We start from the raw sequence: 17,200 nt of genomic DNA, 5'->3' as shown, positions 1-17,200 counted from the left end.
CTTGTCAAAGCGACGCCAGCAGCGCGTGTCCGCTGTCCCAGTCGCCCAGCCCGCTGGCCGTGTTGAGGTGGCCCGAAGGCCCTGCATCGACAAAGCGCGCGTCCCAGGCATCGGCCAGGGTCTGCACGCGCTGCGCGCTGCAATAGATATCGTTGTTGCTGCCGACCACGATGGAGGCAAACGGCAGGCGCTGCATCATCACGGGCGACCAGCCAGGCAATTGCTCGCGCAGCTGGGGCTGCTCGGTATCGCCGGGGGCGACCAGCAGCGCGCCACGCACCTTGCGGGCGGCCAGCGGCGAATGCGCCGCCCACCACGCCACAAGGATGCAGCCCAGACTGTGGGCCACCAGCACCACCGGGCGCGGCGCGTCGAGCACCGTCTCCTGCAGCCTGGCGCTCCAGTCGCCGCGCAGCGGACGGTCCCAGTCGTTTTGCTCCAGGCGGCGGTAGCCGTGGCGCTGCTCCCAGCGGCTTTGCCAGTGGCCGGCGTCCGAGTTCTGCCAGCCGGGCAGCAGCCAGACGTCCTCGGCAGCCCACCCGGTCGGCACGCCCTGCCCTGCCGTTTCATGTGAACCTTGCATGGCTACATCTTCTTGATGCGGCGCACCATCTCGTGCGCGAAATCGATGAAGGCCTTGCTGCCCTTGGCGCCCGGGTCGAAGACCACGCCAGGTACGCCATAGCTGGGCGCCTCGGCCAGGCGCACGTTGCGCGGGATCACGGTGTCGAAGACCTTGTCGCCGAAGTGCTCCTTGAGCTGGTCGCTGACCTGCTGCTGCAGCGTGGTGCGCGGGTCGAACATCACGCGCAGCAGGCCGATGATCTGCAGGTCGGGGTTCATGTTGGCATGCACCTGCTTGATGGTGTTGACCAGGTCGGTCAGGCCTTCGAGCGCGAAGTACTCGCACTGCATGGGCACGACCACGCCATGGGCCGCGCACAGGCCGTTCAGGGTGAGCATGGACAGGCTGGGCGGGCAGTCCACGAGCACGAAGTCGTAGTCGGCATCGGCCGCCCTGAGGGCGCCCTTCAGGCGCTCGTTGCGGCGCTCCAGCGTGACCAGCTCGATCTCGGCGCCGCTGAGTTCGCGGTTGGCGCCCAGCACGTCATAGCCCACGGCCTCGGAGCGCACGGCGGCTTCCTTGACGCTGGCGTTCTCCAGCAGCACGTCGTAGACCGACAGCTCCAGCGCGCGCTTGTCCACGCCCGAGCCCATGGTGGCATTGCCCTGGGGGTCCAGGTCGATCATCAGCACGCGCTGGCCGATCTTGGCCAGGCCCGCAGCAAGGTTGACGGCGGTGGTGGTCTTGCCGACCCCACCCTTTTGATTGGCGACACAGAAGATTTTGGCCATGGTATTTACACGCTTATTTGGCGATGGCCAGCTTGAGGCCAAAACCGATCAGAAACACGCCCGCAGTCTTTTCGAGAACCCGGGAAACCGCAGGATTGGCGCGCATGCGCTCGGCCAGATGCGCGGTCAGCAGCACCACGATCAGGCAATAGAGAAAGGTCAGCACGGCCACCGTGGCCGCCATCACCGCGAACGTGAGCAGGCCCTGGTGGCTTGCGGGATCCACGAACAGCGGGAAGAAGGCCATGTAGAACACGATGGACTTGGGGTTCATCAGGGTGATCAGGCCAGCCTGGCGAAAGTAGTGGCGCGGCTCGATGTGCAGCACGGGCTTTTCGCCGGGCCTGGCTGTGAGCATCCTGAAACCCAGCCAGCCCAGGTAGGCGGCGCCCAGCCACTGCACGGCATGGAAGGCCGCGGGATAGGAAGCCAGCAACGCGGCCACGCCCGCCACCGCCATCCAGATCAGTACCTGGTCGGCCGCCAGCACGCCGGCGCAGGCCGCCATTCCGGCCCGTATGCCGCCCTTGCCGGTGGAGGTGATCAGCGCCAGATTGCCCGGCCCCGGAATCAGCAAAAACAGAAGAATGGCAACAACGAATGCGCTGAAATCGGAGATGCCGAACATGCTGACCCCTGAGCGATGAAAGCTGGGAGTTTATGCGAGGGCCATGGCCAGCGCATGGGGAACATGGCCCCGCCGCAACGCGGCAGTGTGCTATTCGGTAAAAAAATCAGGCTGCAGCAGTGCGCAGCCAGAGGATGCAGCGCTCGGCATCGAGGCCCGGCACCTTCAATGGTTCCACGTGAAACACCTGCACGTCGGCAGGCAGCGCGGCGATTTCCTCGTCGGGGTGCTTGCCCTTCATGGCCAGCCAGGTGCCGCCCTCCTCCAGCGACTGGCGCGACCAGCTGGTGAAGTCCGCCAGCGAGGCAAAGGCACGGCAGCTGATCAGCGGATAGCGCGTGGTCAACTGCTCCACGCGGCTGTGGATGCCGCGCAGGTTGGGCAGGCGCAGAGTGGCCGCCGCCTGCTGGATGAAGGCCGCCTTCTTGCCCACCGTGTCCACGCAGTGCACGTCGATCTGCGGGCAGCAGACGGCAAAGACCACGCCGGGCAGGCCGCCGCCCGATCCCACGTCCAGCATGGCGGTGCGCCCTGCGCGCGCAGGCATCTGGGCCAGGTGGCGCTGCAGGGGCGGCACGGCGGCCAGGCTGTCGAGCAGGTGGTGGGTCAGCATTTCCTGCGGATCACGCACTGCCGTGAGGTTGTAGACCTTGTTCCACTTGCCCAGCAGGGCCTGGAATTCCATCAGCGTATCGACCTGGGCAGGGGAAAGCTCCAGGCCCAGCGCCTGCAGGCCGGCCTCGAGAGGAGCGCGCAGTTCCTGGCTCATGCGGATGCCTCCTCGCCCTTCGCGTCTGTCACATCAGGGGCAAAGCCGCGGAAGCCCCCCTTCTTCAGGTGCACCACGAGCAGGGAGATCGCCGCTGGCGTCACGCCCGACATGCGCGATGCCTGGCCCAGCGTCTCGGGCCTGTGCTTTTGCAGCGACTGGCGCACCTCGAAGGACACGGCCGGCACCTGCATATAGTCCAGCTCGGCCGGCAGACGCAGGTTCTCGAAGTGGGCGGCGCGCTGCACCTCGTCCTTCTGGCGGTCGATGTAGCCTGCGTACTTGGCCGCGATCTCCACCTGCTCGACGACGGAGGCGCTGAGATCGCCCAGCACCTCGGGCTGCACATCGGCCGAGGCATAGCGGCCTTCGTTCAGGCTCATCAGCTTGCCGTAGCCCACATCGGGGCGGCGCAGCAGGTCGAAGAGGTTGTATTCACGCTCGATGGACTTGCCCAGCACCCGCTCCGATTCCTCGGGCGCGACGATGCGCGGATTGACCCAGGTGGACTTCAGGCGCTCTGTTTCACGTGAAACAGCATCGCGTTTGCGGCTGAAGGCATCCCAGCGCGCATCGTCCACCAGGCCCATGGCGCGGCCGGCCTCGGTCAGGCGCATGTCGGCGTTGTCCTCGCGCAGCTGCAGACGGAACTCGGCGCGGCTGGTGAACATGCGGTACGGCTCGGTCACGCCCTTGGTGATCAGGTCATCGACCAGCACGCCCAGGTAGGCCTCGTCGCGGCGCGGCAGCCAGGCTTCCTGGCCGCGGCACTGCAGCGCGGCGTTGAGGCCTGCGAACAGGCCCTGGGCCGCCGCTTCCTCGTAGCCGGTCGTGCCGTTGATCTGGCCCGCGAAGAACAGGCCCTGGATCTGGCGCGTCTCGAAGCTGCTCTTGAGCGAGCGCGGATCGAAGTAGTCGTACTCGATGGCGTAGCCGGGGCGCAGGATGTGCGCGTTCTCCAGCCCCTTCATGCTGCGCACCAATTCGTACTGGATGTCGAAGGGCAGGCTGGTGGAGATGCCGTTGGGATAGAACTCGTTGGTGGTCAGGCCTTCGGGCTCCAGGAAGATCTGGTGGCTTTCCTTGTCGGCAAAGCGGTTGATCTTGTCCTCGACGCTGGGGCAGTAGCGCGGGCCCACGCCCTCGATCTTGCCCGTGAACATGGGGCTGCGGTCAAAGCCGCTGCGGATGATGTCGTGCGTGCGCTCGTTGGTGTGGGTGATCCAGCAGGGCATCTGGCGCGGGTGCATGGCCGCATTGCCGATGAAGCTGAACACCGGCAGCACGCCTTCGTTGACACCGCCGGGCATGCCGTCGCCGGGCTGCTCCTCGCACTGCGAGAAGTCGATGCTGCGGCCATCCAGGCGCGGCGGCGTGCCGGTCTTCAGGCGCCCCTGGGGCAGCTGCAGCTCCTTGAGCCGCGACGACAGGCTGACGGCCGGCGGGTCGCCCGCGCGGCCTGCCGCGTAGTTGTTCAGGCCCACGTGGATCTTGCCGTCCAGGAAGGTGCCCGCCGTGAGCACCACGGTGCGGCTGCGAAAGCGCACGCCCACCTGGGTGACGGCACCCACCACGCGGTCGCCCTCGACCATGAGGTCGTCCACCGCCTGCTGGAACAGCCACAGGTTGGGCTGGTTCTCCAGCATGTCGCGGATGGCGGCCTTGTAGAGAATGCGGTCGGCCTGGGCGCGCGTGGCACGCACGGCCGGGCCCTTGGAGCTGTTGAGGATGCGGAACTGTATGCCGCCGATATCGGTGGCCAGCGCCATGGCGCCGCCCAGCGCATCCACTTCCTTGACCAGATGGCCCTTGCCGATCCCGCCGATGCTGGGGTTGCAGCTCATCTGGCCCAGTGTCTCGATGTTGTGGCTCAGCAGCAGCGTCTTGCAGCCCATGCGCGCAGCGGCCAGCGCGGCCTCGGTGCCGGCGTGGCCGCCACCGACCACGATCACATCAAATTCCTGTGGATACAACATGCTTATGACTCCGGGGGCCTGCCCGGCCCAAGCCCCCGACACGGAGCACTCACGCTCCGGCGCTCATGGCAGGTGGCCCTCGTTCATGTAGCGAGGGGAACCCAGCGGGGAACCCGCGATTTTCCCACCTTTGCCGCACCAGTGCCTTGCAAGGGGTCGGCCGGCCCTGCCACCGGGCCGGCACTGCGCCGGTGTTCCACGTGAAACAGTGCGGCGGGCGGCCGCATTCTCCGCAGGATGCTGCGCGCCGCCGCCCGCAGGGCGGCCCGCTTGCAAGAAACATGTGCAGGGCCTGTGATGCAATGGCGGCCATGCAGATCCTCATCTTCGCGGGCAGTACCCGCCAACAATCGCACAACCGGCGCCTGGCCGCCGCCGCCGCCGACATGGCGCGCGAACTGGGCGCCCAGCCCACGCTGCTGGAGCTGTCGGATTTCGACATCCCCATGTACAACGCCGACCTGGAGGCCAGCGGCACGCCGCCCGACGTGCTGCGCTTCAAGGCCGCGCTGCACAGCCACCCGGCCTGGCTGATCTGCTCGCCCGAGTACAACGGCAGCTACCCTGCCCTGCTCAAGAACGCCATCGACTGGGCTTCCAGCCCCGTGGCCGGTGATCCGGTCTGGTCCGATGGCACCCTGCCCTTTCGCGGCAAGGTCGTGGGCATGGCCAGCGCCTCGCCCGGCGGCCTGGGCGGCCTGCGCGCCCAGTCGCACCTGGCGCCGCTGCTGCTGAACCTGCAGTGCTGGCTGGCCCCCGTGAGCCACGCCGTGGGACAGGCAGGCCAGGCATTCGACGACGCCGGCCGCCTGCAGCGATCCCAGGACCAGCAGGGCATGAAGGCCGTGCTGGAACAGGTGCTCTGGGCTGCACAGCGCCTGTCGGCCTGAACCCTGCCGCCAGCGCGGTCCCATCATGCGCAGCCCCGCCACATGGGGTTAGCATGGGCGCTTGTCTTTCTTACCCTGATCGGAAGCCATCCACCATGAAGCTCTACTACAGCCCTGGCGCCTGCTCTCTGTCTCCCCACATCGTCCTGCACGAGGCAGGCCTGGCCTACGAGCCGGTCCTGGCCAGCACCAAGACGCACAAGCTGCAGGACGGCACGGACTACTACGGCATCAACCCGCTGGGCTATGTTCCCTTCCTCGTGCTCGACGACGGCGACACGCTGCATGAAGGCCCGGCCATCGTCCAGTACCTGGCCGATCTGGTCCCCGAGAAGAAGCTGGCCCCGGCCAACGGCACCATGGCCCGCTACCACCTGCAGGAGTGGCTGAACTTCATCGGCACCGAGCTGCACAAGGGCTTCGGTCCCCTGTTCAACCCCGCCACGCCCGACGACTACAAGCCCGTGGTGCGCCAGCGCGTGCTGGACCGCCTCAAGTGGGTGGACGGCGAGCTCAATGGCCGCGACTACCTGATGGGCGAGCAGTTCACCGTGGCCGACGCCTACCTGTTCACCGTGACGGGCTGGGCCCAGTTCGTGGGCGTGGACATCTCCGAGCTGACCAACCTCCTGGCCTACCGCGAGCGCGTGCTGGCCCGCCCTGCCGTGCAGGCGGCGATGAAGGCCGAAGGCCTGCTCAAGTAAGCAGCGCCGAGCCTGGGCTCGGCGGCACAAGGGGCCGACAAGGGGCCGGCTGGTGTGGACCAGCCGGCCCCTTATCTTTTGCGCGTGCGGATGCGCTGCTCTATCTGGGCCGCCGCAGCGCGCACCTGCTGGGCGATGCGCCGCACGCGCGCCGCCGTCATGCGCTGGGTCAGCGCGGCCACGCTGACCGCCCCCATGGCCTGGCCCATGCTGTCGCAAAAATGCGCGCCCACGGCCGTCACGCCCAGGCTCACGCGGTTCTGTATCACGGCCACGCCTGCGCGGGCCGTTTCCTCGCAGGCCAGGCGCAGTCCCGCATCGGTGAGCTTGCCAAAGGCCGGCAGGGCGGGCGCCACGCGCTCGATGATGGCCTCGCGCTCCTCTGGCGCAATGGCGGCCAGCACGGCCAGCCCACCGGCGCCCACGCCCAGCGGGCGCCGGCTGCCGACCTGCAGCACCAGCGTGCGTATGGGGAAGTCGCCTTCGAGCCGGTGCAGGCACACGGCCTCGAATCCGCTGCGCACCACCAGGTAGGCCGTGTCCTCGGTTTCACGTGACAGCGCCGCCATGGCCGGCTCGCACAGGTCGCGTATGTCGTGCAGCATCGACCCGGCCAGGCCCAGTTCGAAGGCCAGCGGCCCCAGCCGGTAGCGGTGGGTCTGGGCGTCGTGCACCACCAGGCGCTCGGCAATCAGCTGCTTGAGGATGCGGTGGGCCGAAGGGTGGGGCACGCCGGATTTTTCGGCCAGTTCGCTGAGCGGGCAACCGCGCACGCCCCCGGTCGCCAGCAGCTTGAGAAAGGCCACGCCCCGTTTGAGGGAGCCGGCATCGGACGATGAGGTCATGTTCGTTTATCGGACAACTGAGTGGCGCCGCCGGGCGATTTGAAAACAATCGGAATGGCCGATCAACCACGGCCCGGCCAGGGCACGGCAAGGCCGGGCGCCACGGATTTCCGAATGATGCAACTCTCCTATCCGCCATTGCAAGACAGAATCGCCGTCGTCACCGGCGCCAGCAGCGGCATAGGCGCCGCCACGGCGCGGGCCCTGGCCAGCGAAGGCGCCACCGTCGTGATCGGCTACCACCAGGGCCGCGACCGCGCCCAGGCGCTGCGCGAGGAACTGCCGGGCAGCCACCACACGCTGCAGCTGTCGCTGCAAGACGAGGCCAGCCACGCCACCGCCGCCCAGTGGCTGCAGCAGCACCTGGGCCGGGTGGACCTGCTGGTCAACTGCGCGGGCTTCACCGAGCGCATCGCGCACGCGCAGATCGATGCGCTGGAGCCCGCTCTGTTCAACCGCATCCTGTGCGCCAATGTGGGCGGCACCTATGCCGTGACGCGGGCCCTGCTGCCGCTGCTGCGCGCCTCGCAGGATGCCGCCGTGGTCAACGTGTCCTCGGTCTCCGCCTTCACGGGCCTGGGCAGCAACATGGCCTATTGCGCCGCCAAGGCCGCGCTGGACACGCTGACGGTGTCCATGGCGCGCGCCTTCGGCCCGGTGCGCTTTCTCTGCGTCTCGCCCGCCGCCGTGGACACGGGCTTCGTGGGGGGCCGCAGCCGCCAGGAGCTGGAGAAAAAGGCCGCGCACACGCCGCTGGGCCGCGTGGTCGAGCCCGGCGATGTGGCGCAGGCCATCCTCGCCTGCGCCACGCATCTGCGCACGGCCACGGGCACGCGCATCGTGATCGACGGCGGCCACAGCCTCGGTTGAAAAAAGGCACGGCATGCTCGTCGAACAACGCACCTACACCGCCCACCCCGGCAAGTGGCGGGACTACCTGGCGCTCTACCAGGCCGAGGGCCTGGAGCTGCAGCAACGCATTCTGGGCCGCATGGTCGGCTACTACACCAGCGACTCGGGGCCACTCAACCAGATCGTCCACCTGTGGGCCTATACGGACCTGAACGAGCGCGCCGAGCGCCGCGCCCGCCTGCTGGCCGAGCCACGCTGGCAGGCCTATGTGGCGCGCATGCTGCCGCTGCTGCAAAGCCAGGAATCGAAGCTCCTGGTCCCGGCCCCCTTCTTCCAGCCCCAGTGGAGCGGCTGCCAGGAGCCGCTCCACGGCGCCACAGGCCCCGCGTCCACTTCCGGCCCCTTTTCCACCGACTGACAGGAGACATCCATGCTGTGCAAAAAGCTTCACCACGCCGCCTACCGCTGCAAGGACGCGGCCGAGACCGTGCGCTTCTATACCGAGGTGCTGGGCCTGCGCTTCACCCACGCCATGGGCGAGGACCATGTGCCCTCCACGGGCCAGTACAGCCCGCACATCCACATCTTTTTCGAGATGGAGGACGGCAGCTCCATCGCCTTCTTCGAGTGCCCCCGGGACCCGGGCCAGATGAAGGACATGGAGTCGCCGGGCTGGATACAGCACTTCGCCTTCGAGGTCGCCGACGTGGACACCGTGCTGCGCGCCCGGCAGGACCTGCTGGACCTGGGCATTGACGTGGTGGGCCCCACCAACCACGACGACTTCATCACCTCCATCTACTTCTTCGACCCTTCGGGCCACCGCCTGGAGCTGACCGCGCGCACGGCCGACGCGGCGCGCCACCAGGTCTTCGAGCAGGAGGCCATGCAGGTGCTGGCCCTGTGGAACGAGACCCACGACTGGTCGCAGCGCGAAAAGCTCTACGGCGCCCAGACCGGCTACGCGCGCGCGGACCGCTAGCAGCAACGCCAGCGAAGCCACTGGACACGTCCGCAGCGCGCAATACAAAAAAAGGAGACACGACATGACTGCCATCACCCGACGCACGGCCCTGCTTGCAGGCGCCGCCTCACTCGCCCTGCCCACGGCCCGGGCCCAGGGCGGCTTTCCCAACCGGCCCATTCAATTGATCCACGGCTTTGGCGCGGGCGGCAATGCCGACGTGGTGGCCCGGCTCGTGGCCCAGAAGCTGCAGGAGTCGCTCAGGCAACCCGTGGTGGTGGAGATCAAGAGCGGCGCGGGCGGCTCCATTGCCAGCAACTTCGTGGCCAAGGCGGTGCCGGACGGCTACAGCCTGGTCATGCTCACGGGCGCGCACACCGTGTCGGCCGCGCTGCGCAAATCGCTGCCCTACGACGCGGTCAAGGACTTCGCCTTTGTCTCCACCGTCTCGTCCTTTCCCTTCGTGGTGGCCGTGCGCGCCGAGCATCCCGCCAGGACCCTGGCCGATCTGCTGGCCATGGCCCGCAAGGAGCCGGGACGCATCACCTTCACCTCGGTGGGCGTGGGCTCCACCCAGCACATGGCCGGCGAGCTGCTGGGCTCCACGGCCAAGGTGCAGCTGCTGCACGTGCCCTACCGGGGCGGCGGCGCACCCGTGCAGGCCGTGATAGCAGGCGATGTGGACGTGCTCAGCGACACGCTGACCGTGGCCATGCCGCACATCAAGTCGGGCCGGCTGCGCGCCCTGGCTGTCACCAGCGCCCAGGCCTGGCCCACCCTGCCCGAGGTGCCGCCGGCCTCGGCCGTGCTGCCCGGCTTCGAGGTGCGCTCCTGGCTGGGCCTGGCCGCGCCCGCAGGCACGCCCGCCGACGTGGTGCAAAGGCTCGCCGCCGAAACCCACAAGGCCCTGAAGGAGCCCGACCTGCTCCAGGCCCTGGCCAGCGCCGGCAGCGCGGCCACGCCCTGCAGCCCCGAGGAGATGCGTGGCATGGTGGGCACCGAAATCGCGCGCTGGCGCGGCGTCATCCAGCAGGTCGGCATTCCGCTGCAGGCCTGACGCCATGGACATCATCGGCCTGTGCGGCAGCCTGCGCCGCCATTCACTGAACCGCATGCTGCTGGAGCTGGCGGGCGAATGCCTGCCACCCCAGGCCACGATGCAGGTCTGCGACTGGCGCGCGCTGCCGCCGCTGGATGCCGGCCTGCTGGCCACGGGCATGCCCGAATCCGTGCACCAGTTGCGCGAGCGCATCCGCCGCGCCGACGCCGTGGTGCTGGCCACGCCCGAGTACAACTTCTCCATTCCAGGCATGTTCAAGAATGCGCTGGACTGGATCTCGCGTGGCGACGACCAACCCTTTCGGCACAAGCCCGTGGCCCTTGTCTCGGCCTCGCCGGGCCCGCTGGGCGGGGCGCGCGTGCAGTACGAACTTCGCAAGGTATTGCAGTGCATGGAAGCCGACGTGCTGGCCCGGCCCGAGGTGTTTGTGGGCCAGGCGGCGCAGAAATTCGACAGCCAGGGCCTGTGCACCGATGCCGCCACGCGCAGCTTCGTGACAGCGCAGATGCAGGCGCTGGGCCGACTCGTGGCACAGCACCGTCGCCTGCACGACAGCGCGCAAATCCCTGGCCTGCACGATTGATTCCATGGGCGTAATCTGTGCCGTACGCCGCGCCGCCCGCACGGGCGGCGCTTTTGCTTCACGCACAGAAAGCCCCGTTGCATGACCTCTCTGTTCGAACCCATACAGGCTGGCGAACTGCGCCTGCCCAACCGCATCGCCATGGCGCCGCTGACGCGCAACCGCGCACCCCAGGCCCTGCCCAACGACATCATGGTCACCTACTACGCCCAGCGCGCCAGCGCCGGCCTGCTGATCAGCGAAGGCACGGCCATCAGCCACCAGGGACAGGGCTATGCCCATGTGCCGGGCCTGTACGGCAGCGAGCAGCTCGACGGCTGGAGGCGCGTGACCGACGCCGTGCACAAGGAGGGCGGGCGCATCGTCACCCAGCTGTGGCATGTGGGCCGGGTCTCGCACACCTCGCTGCAGCCCGAAGGCCAGGCGCCCGTGGGACCGTCCCCGGTGGCGGCCAGATCCAAGACCTATGTGATCGACGAGGACTCGGGCAAGGGCCAGTTCGTGCCCACCTCCGCGCCGCGCGCGCTCGCCCAGCACGAGCTGCCCGCCATCGTCCACAGCTTCGCCGTGGCCGCGCGCAATGCCGTGGAGACGGCCGGTTTCGACGGCGTGGAGCTGCACGGCGCCAACGGCTACCTGCTGGACCAGTTCCTCAAGACCGGCGCCAATCGGCGCGATGACGACTACGGCGGCAGCATCGAGAACCGCGCCCGCCTGCTGCTCGAATGCACACGCGCCGCCGCCGATGCCGTGGGCGGCGGCCGCGTGGGCATCCGCCTGTCGCCCGTGACGCCGGCCAACGACATCGCCGATGCCGATCCCCAGCCGCTGTTCGAATACGTGGTGCGCCAGCTGGCGCCGCTGGGCCTGGCCTACATCCACATCATCGAAGGCTCCACCGGCGGCCCGCGTGAATTGCCGGACCGGCCCTTCGACTACGCGGCCCTCAAATCCGCCTACCGCCAGGCCGGCGGCCAGGGCGCCTGGATGGTCAACAACGGCTATGACCGCGACATGGCCCTGCGCGCCGTGGAAAGCGGCCACGCCGATATCGTGGCCTTCGGCAAGGCCTTCATCTCCAATCCCGACCTGGTCCACCGCCTGCACGACGACCTGCCGCTGACCCCCTGGAACTCCAGCCTGTTCTACGGCGGCGGCGCAGAGGGCTATATCGACTACCCGTTCGCGCGCCAGGCCTGATTGGCGGCCGCACAAACAAAAAGCGGAGTGCATCGCACTCCGCTTTTTTTATCCAGACGATTCACGTGGAACAGGGGCCGGGCCCCTGTCCCTGCGTCCGCTATCTCAGGCGTGTTCCAGCAGCTGGGTCTCGCGCGTGTCACGGCCAGAGGCCAGCGAGGCGCGGCCTGCGGCCGGTGCCAGGCTGGGCTGGCCCTGGGAGGGACGGCCGTAGGAAGCATGCGAGCCCATGGATGCCACGGCCGCACCGGCAATGCGGAACTGGCCCACCACCTGCGCCAGGCGCGCGGCCTGCTCGCGCAGCGACTCGGCAGCGGCAGCCGACTCCTCGACCAGGGCTGCGTTCTGCTGCGTCATGCGGTCGATATCGCCCACGGCCTGGTTGACCTGGCCGATGCCGCCCGACTGCTCGCTGGAAGCCGCCGTGATCTCGCCAATGATGTCGCCCACGCGCTGCACGCTGTCCACGATCTCCTTCATGGTCTTGCCCGCGTCCTCGACCTGGCGCACGCCCACGTCCACGGCCTGCACGCTGGTCTGGATCAGCGCCTTGATCTCGCTGGCCGCCTGGGCCGAGCGCTGGGCCAGGGATCGCACCTCGGCGGCCACCACGGCAAAGCCGCGGCCCTGCTCGCCGGCGCGCGCCGCTTCCACGGCGGCGTTCAGCGCCAGGATGTTGGTCTGGAAGGCGATGGAGTCGATCAGGCCGATGATGTCGCCGATCTTGCGGCTGGAGGTCGTGATCTCCTGCATGCTCACCACGGCCTGGGCCACCACGTCGCCACCGCGCGTGGCCGTGGTCGAGGCCGATGCCGCCAACTGGTTGGCCAGCTGCGAGGACGATGCCGTCTGCTGCACCGTGGCCGTGAGCTGGGACAGCGAGGCCACGGTCTCCTGCACATTGCTGGCCGTCTGCTCTGTGCGCGAGGACAGGTCCTGGTTGCCCGTGGCGATCTCCTGGCTGGCCGTGGCGATGTTGCCGCTGGCATCGCGCACCTGGGTCACCATGGAGCCCAGGCTCTGCTGCATCTGGTCCAGCGCGCGCTGCAGGTCGGCCACCTCGTCCTTGCCCTCCACCTTCACGCTCTGCGACAGGTCGCCCTGGGCGATGGTCAGCGCCGTCTGGCGCGCCTGCACCAGGGGGCGGCAGATGGACAGCATGTTCATCAGCGTCAGCGGCACCACCACCAGCACCGTGAGCACCACGGCGGCAACGAAGATCCACTGCGTCTGCTCGGCCACGCCCTGCTCCTCGGCGGCCATGGCATCGACCTGCTGGCGCAGCAGCTGGTCGAGCTGGGCGATGAGCTTCTCGACCTCGGCCACCTCGGCCATGGCCTTGCCGCTCATGCGGTTGGCCGTGGTGGCCGTGTCGTAGCCACCGGCCTCCAGCTGGCGCGCAATGTGCTCGAACTGCTGGCGGTAGCGGTCCACACGGTCGGAGATGCCGCTGACGATGGCATCGTCGGCAGGGTCCTCGTCCTTCAGAAAACGCCCCGCCACGGCCTTGACGCGCTCGATGGCCGCCAACCACTGCCCGTGGGCCTTGCGCACCTCGTCGGCACGCTCGTACTGGATGATCATGTCCTTTTCATGGGCGCGCACCGCGCCCAACTCGGCGCGCAACTCCACCATGTAGCCCATCTTGGCGTACGAGGTATGCATGAACTGCTGACTCATGCCATGGATGCGGAACATGCCCAGCATCCCGGCTCCGCCCAGCAGACCCAGCAGCACCAGCACCATGGCGATGGCACCCAGCATCCGCGTGCGGATCGTGAAAGCCCGCATCATTCCCAACAAGTTCATGACCGTTTTCCTCTCTGTCAGTCAGGGCGCACGCACGGTCTCCAAATGCATAGCGCCAACGTAAATACAAATTGTTGCAGTTTGTCAGATGATCGCCAATGGTCTATGACGGTTTTTGCATATTCACGGCTCTTTTCGATCTATCGGCCATTGCAGCGGATCATTGAGCCGGCCGACTCACATCGAGTTGGGCCAAATCAACCCTTGCCCAGCCAGGCGCTTGACCTTGCCATGGTGTCAGGGTTCAACATGCCGTCCATGGCTTGCGCCACTTCGGCGCGCCCCAACCAGGAGCTAGAAATGCAACATGTTTTCACCGTGCAGGGCATGACCTGCGGCCACTGCGAACGCGCCGTCACCCAGGCCGTGCAGGGCGTGGATGACCAGGCCCAGGTAAAAATCGATCGCGCAGCCCAGCGCGTGGAAGTCGACAGCAGCGCCAGCCGCGAGGCGCTGGGCGCGGCCATCGCCGAAGAAGGCTACAAGGTCGCCTGAGTCCCCGGAGTGACACGCACCATGTCCGCCCAAGCACAGCACTGGCCCGTCTCCATCGGCGAGGCCGCGCGCCGCGCCGGTGTCTCGGCGCGCATGGTGCGCCACTACGAAGCCCAGGGCCTGCTGCCGCCCATGCACCGCACGGACGGCGGCTACCGCCAGTACGCCGAGTCCGACGTGCACGCCCTGCGCTTCATCCGCCGCGCCCGCGACCTCGGTTTCTCCATGGACGAGATCGCCACCTTGCTGGGCCTGTGGCAGGACAAGAGCCGTGCCAGCAGCCAGGTCAAGGACATCGCCCAGCGCCACATCGACGCACTGACCGAGCGCATCGCCGCCATGCAGGCCATGCAGCGCACGCTCAAGACCCTGGTGCACTGCTGCCACGGCGACGACCGGCCGGACTGCCCGATATTGGATGATCTGGCAGCGCCCGACACAGTGGGAAGTGGCGCTTAATTTAAGCTGTGGGCATGCTCACCACGCCCACCCAGCTTCACCAATGGTTGCTTGAGCCTGAAGGTCAGCGGCTTGAGTTCAAGGAAGCCAAGCAGCGCTATGACTTTGAAAAACTGCTCAAGTACTGCGTAGCCCTGGCCAACGAAGGCGGCGGCGCCATCGTGCTGGGCGTGACCGACAGACGACCTCGCCTCATCGTGGGTACGCAGGCGTTCGAAGACCCGGGCCGCACCGAGGCCGGATTGCACCAGAGACTGGGCCACCGTATCCCTGTTGAGGAACTGCGCCTGCCGCAAGGCCGTGTGCTGGTTGTGCGTGTGCCCTCCCGGCTGCCGGGCACAGCATGGCAGATCGACGGCAGCTTTCTCAAACGGGCCGGCGATGATCTGGCGGCAATGAGCGCGCAAGAACTGCGGGCCATCTTCGATGAAACCGGCCCCGACTTCTCGGCACAGCCATGCCAAGGGGCCACGCTGGAGGATCTGGAGCCGTCATCCATTGCATTGTTCCGGGAGCGCTGGGCTCGCAAAGGCAATACCGCTCGCAGACGCGAACTGAGCGACGAACAGACCCTGCGGGATGCAGAGTTGCTCGTAGAAGGCAATCAGGTGAGCTATGCCGCGCTCATCCTGTTCGGCAAAAGAGCGGCTCTGACAAGATGGTTGGCCCAGGCGGAGCTGGTCTTTGAATACCGGTCGTCCGAATCGGCAGGACCGGCTGCCGATCGCGAAGAGTTTCGAGAGGGCTTTTTTGCGTGGCAGGACGCGCTCTGGAAAAAGATCAACTTGCGCAATGACCGCCAAAGCTACCAGGACGACTTTTTCCGCATGGACCTGCCGACATTTGCCGAGGTTCCGGTCCGGGAAGCGCTCCTGAATGCGGTTGCCCATAGGGACTATCGCCTGGGTGGTTCGATTTTCGTCAGGCAATTTTCCAAGCGGCTGGAGGTGATCAGCCCGGGAGGGCTGCCGCCCGGAATCACGCCCGAGAACATCATTGACCAACAGAATCCGCGCAATCGCAGACTCGCCGAAGCCCTCGCCCGCTGCGGCTTGATCGAGCGCTCTGGTCAAGGCCTGAATCTCATGGTGGAAAGCGCGGTGCGACAAGGCAAGCCCCTGCCCAGCCTTGCAGGAACATCCGCCCACGAAGTACGGTTGACCCTGGAAGGCGGAGTGCGCAACCCGGCCTTCGTACGCTTCATGGAGCACCTCGGCGAAGAGAAGCTGAGCAGCTTCTCGACATTGGACTACCTCGCGCTGGAATGCCTGCAACAGGAAAAGCCGCTGTCTGCCCCTTTGAGGGAACGCCTTGCAGGCCTGCTGGCGGCGGGAGCGGTGGAATCCATAGGTCGAGGCAAAGGGACGCGCTACATCCTGTCCGAGGCCTTGTATGCGTCTTTGGGCGCCAAAGGAACGCATACCCGGCAACGCGGCCTGGACAGAGAGACCAACAAGGCGCTGCTGCTCAAACACCTCACAAAGCACAGAGAGCATGGTGCTGCGCTGGCCGAACTGCGGCAGGTGCTGCCGTCCTTGCCAATGAGTGCCGTTCAGGATCTGCTGAAAGAGCTGCGCAATGAGGGGCGCCTCCAGCTGATGGGTGCGCGCCGTTGGGCACGATGGCATTTGTCGGATTGATATCTGCAGCGTTTGGGCCGTGGCATCAAGACCGGTCTATGAGTCCAAAAGATGCCAAGTTCTTTAGCCTCTTTTAGAGAGTGCGAAAAACTGTTTAACCACAACGACTTATAAAGCGCCCCAAAATTGCCGGAGGCTCTTTTAGGCTCTTGGAAACACCTCTATAGAACCAAAGCTCTGCGGGCATGTGCGGCTTCGGCTCAATCCTTGGAAGGGTTTGCCGCGCGCTTTGCGGAGGCCGCGCGCCGAGCAGGCTCCGCCCTGCGCAACACCCCCCCCATCAAGGTATCAATGCACTGTTGCGCCACTTCCTCGGCCGAGTACTGGCCGCCAGGCTGGTACCAGCGGCCTATCCAGCTGAGCGCGCCCGCGATGACAAAGGCCGTCATCTTGGGGTCGCAGGGGGCCAGGGAGCCCTCCTGCACGCCGGCGGCCACCAGGCGCCGGAAGGCCTGGTCTATGGCGGCCTTCTGGCGGCGCAGTTCGCGGCGGCTGTCGGGAGGGACCTGTTCGTCGCCGACACGGATCAGGCACATGCCGAAGTCCATGGTGACGATGCGCGCATAGACCTGCATGCAGGCGCGCAGCTGGTCCACGGCCTGGCCACCTGCGCGGCGCGAGGCCTCGATGCCTTCCAGCGTCATGGCCAGGCCCTGGTTCACGCACTGCAGCAGGATCTCGTCCTTGTTCTTGACGTAGTAGTACAGCGTGGGCTTGCTCACGCCCAGCCGCGCGGCGATGTCGTCCAGCGAGGTGGCGGAGAAGCCGCGCTCGTTGAACAGCTGCGCGGCGGCCTGCAGCACGGCCTGGCGCTTGGCCTCGCGCTGCTGCTCGCGGTCGGGCGTGCCGCTCCAGGGCGAGTCCACGGCGGGCGCCGCACGGCCTTTGCGGGCGCGGGTTCCGGGGCTGGGTCGGGTCTTGGTTTCAGGGCTCGATGGCTTCATGGCGGCGGGTGCACCGGGGAAATCAC

Annotated in this window: 19 protein-coding genes; 11 read left to right on the top strand and 8 right to left on the bottom strand. The window is 67.2% G+C overall.

Features of this window, described 5'->3' with window-relative positions; translation table 11 throughout:
* Positions 1 to 4: 4 nt before the first annotated feature.
* From GRX31_RS00555 to mnmG, 5 genes are all read right to left on the bottom strand, one after another.
* The gene (locus tag GRX31_RS00555) at positions 5 to 583 is read right to left on the bottom strand and encodes an RBBP9/YdeN family alpha/beta hydrolase (RefSeq protein ID WP_202396451.1); all 579 of its coding nucleotides are present in this window, start codon (positions 581 to 583) and stop codon (positions 5 to 7) included.
* A gap of 2 nt (positions 584 to 585) precedes the next feature.
* A complete protein-coding gene (locus GRX31_RS00550) occupies positions 586 to 1,356 on the bottom strand; it encodes a ParA family protein (protein ID WP_016447291.1) in 771 nt (256 codons plus the stop codon).
* A 13-nt stretch (positions 1,357 to 1,369) separates the two neighbouring features.
* The gene (locus GRX31_RS00545) at positions 1,370 to 1,984 is read right to left on the bottom strand and encodes a LysE family transporter (protein ID WP_160851016.1); all 615 of its coding nucleotides are present in this window, start codon (positions 1,982 to 1,984) and stop codon (positions 1,370 to 1,372) included.
* Positions 1,985 to 2,090: 106 nt separating this feature from the next.
* Positions 2,091 to 2,753, bottom strand: a complete 663-nt coding sequence (rsmG, locus tag GRX31_RS00540) for a 16S rRNA (guanine(527)-N(7))-methyltransferase RsmG (protein ID WP_160851014.1) — start codon at positions 2,751 to 2,753, stop codon at positions 2,091 to 2,093.
* Positions 2,750 to 4,729 (bottom strand): tRNA uridine-5-carboxymethylaminomethyl(34) synthesis enzyme MnmG, encoded by a 1,980-nt coding sequence (gene mnmG, locus GRX31_RS00535; protein WP_160851012.1) that lies wholly within the window; start codon positions 4,727 to 4,729, stop codon positions 2,750 to 2,752. The genes rsmG and mnmG overlap by 4 nt, the downstream gene beginning before the upstream one ends.
* Positions 4,730 to 5,031: 302 nt before the next feature.
* Between mnmG and GRX31_RS00530 the strand changes: the two genes are divergently transcribed.
* Complete coding sequence (locus GRX31_RS00530; protein WP_017405070.1) at positions 5,032 to 5,619, top strand: NADPH-dependent FMN reductase; 588 nt, start codon at positions 5,032 to 5,034, stop codon at positions 5,617 to 5,619.
* A 95-nt stretch (positions 5,620 to 5,714) separates the two neighbouring features.
* Entirely contained in the window at positions 5,715 to 6,323 is a 609-nt protein-coding gene (gene gstA / locus GRX31_RS00525; protein ID WP_013799958.1) for a glutathione transferase GstA, read from the top strand.
* A 71-nt stretch (positions 6,324 to 6,394) separates the two neighbouring features.
* On the opposite strand, the gene GRX31_RS00520 is transcribed toward gstA, so the two are convergent.
* Entirely contained in the window at positions 6,395 to 7,168 is a 774-nt protein-coding gene (locus tag GRX31_RS00520) for an IclR family transcriptional regulator (protein WP_012201983.1), read from the bottom strand.
* A 114-nt stretch (positions 7,169 to 7,282) separates the two neighbouring features.
* Between GRX31_RS00520 and GRX31_RS00515 the strand changes: the two genes are divergently transcribed.
* From GRX31_RS00515 to GRX31_RS00490, 6 genes are all read left to right on the top strand, one after another.
* The gene (locus tag GRX31_RS00515) at positions 7,283 to 8,038 is read left to right on the top strand and encodes an SDR family NAD(P)-dependent oxidoreductase (RefSeq protein WP_160851010.1); all 756 of its coding nucleotides are present in this window, start codon (positions 7,283 to 7,285) and stop codon (positions 8,036 to 8,038) included.
* 13 nt (positions 8,039 to 8,051) lie between these two features.
* A complete protein-coding gene (locus tag GRX31_RS00510) occupies positions 8,052 to 8,438 on the top strand; it encodes an NIPSNAP family protein (protein WP_047469599.1) in 387 nt (128 codons plus the stop codon).
* Between the two features lie 12 nt (positions 8,439 to 8,450).
* Positions 8,451 to 9,002 (top strand): VOC family protein, encoded by a 552-nt coding sequence (locus tag GRX31_RS00505; protein ID WP_160851008.1) that lies wholly within the window; start codon positions 8,451 to 8,453, stop codon positions 9,000 to 9,002.
* Positions 9,003 to 9,066: 64 nt separating this feature from the next.
* A complete protein-coding gene (locus GRX31_RS00500; protein WP_160851006.1) occupies positions 9,067 to 10,041 on the top strand; it encodes a tripartite tricarboxylate transporter substrate binding protein in 975 nt (324 codons plus the stop codon).
* A 4-nt stretch (positions 10,042 to 10,045) separates the two neighbouring features.
* Entirely contained in the window at positions 10,046 to 10,627 is a 582-nt protein-coding gene (locus tag GRX31_RS00495; protein WP_160851004.1) for an NADPH-dependent FMN reductase, read from the top strand.
* An 81-nt stretch (positions 10,628 to 10,708) separates the two neighbouring features.
* Complete coding sequence (locus GRX31_RS00490; protein ID WP_160851002.1) at positions 10,709 to 11,827, top strand: alkene reductase; 1,119 nt, start codon at positions 10,709 to 10,711, stop codon at positions 11,825 to 11,827.
* A 105-nt stretch (positions 11,828 to 11,932) separates the two neighbouring features.
* On the opposite strand, the gene GRX31_RS00485 is transcribed toward GRX31_RS00490, so the two are convergent.
* Positions 11,933 to 13,636: a methyl-accepting chemotaxis protein gene (locus GRX31_RS00485; protein WP_016447285.1), complete on the bottom strand. Its 1,704-nt coding sequence runs from the start codon at positions 13,634 to 13,636 to the stop codon at positions 11,933 to 11,935.
* A gap of 300 nt (positions 13,637 to 13,936) precedes the next feature.
* On the opposite strand from GRX31_RS00485, the gene GRX31_RS00480 reads away from it, so the two are divergent.
* From GRX31_RS00480 to GRX31_RS00470, 3 genes are read left to right on the top strand one after another with little or no spacing between them, the layout of a single operon-like run.
* Complete coding sequence (locus tag GRX31_RS00480) at positions 13,937 to 14,131, top strand: heavy-metal-associated domain-containing protein (protein WP_012201975.1); 195 nt, start codon at positions 13,937 to 13,939, stop codon at positions 14,129 to 14,131.
* 21 nt (positions 14,132 to 14,152) lie between these two features.
* On the top strand, positions 14,153 to 14,590 hold the full coding sequence (cueR, locus tag GRX31_RS00475; RefSeq protein ID WP_046985949.1) for a Cu(I)-responsive transcriptional regulator: 438 nt from the start codon (positions 14,153 to 14,155) through the stop codon (positions 14,588 to 14,590).
* Between the two features lie 14 nt (positions 14,591 to 14,604).
* Positions 14,605 to 16,230 carry an ATP-binding protein gene (locus tag GRX31_RS00470; RefSeq protein ID WP_160851000.1) on the top strand — a complete coding sequence of 542 codons (1,626 nt, stop codon included), beginning with the start codon at positions 14,605 to 14,607 and terminating at the stop codon, positions 16,228 to 16,230.
* Positions 16,231 to 16,430: 200 nt separating this feature from the next.
* Here GRX31_RS00470 and GRX31_RS00465 read toward each other — a convergent pair whose 3' ends face one another.
* Positions 16,431 to 17,174, bottom strand: coding sequence for a TetR/AcrR family transcriptional regulator (locus GRX31_RS00465; RefSeq protein WP_016452290.1), 744 nt, complete (start codon positions 17,172 to 17,174; stop codon positions 16,431 to 16,433).
* Positions 17,175 to 17,200 lie beyond the last annotated feature (26 nt).

The sequence above is a fragment of the Delftia sp. CH05 genome, assembly GCF_009827015.1.
Lineage (GTDB): Bacteria > Pseudomonadota > Gammaproteobacteria > Burkholderiales > Burkholderiaceae_C > Comamonas > Comamonas tsuruhatensis.
Note: the sequence above shows the minus strand (reverse complement) of the source record. Positions and strands in the feature narration are given on the sequence as shown.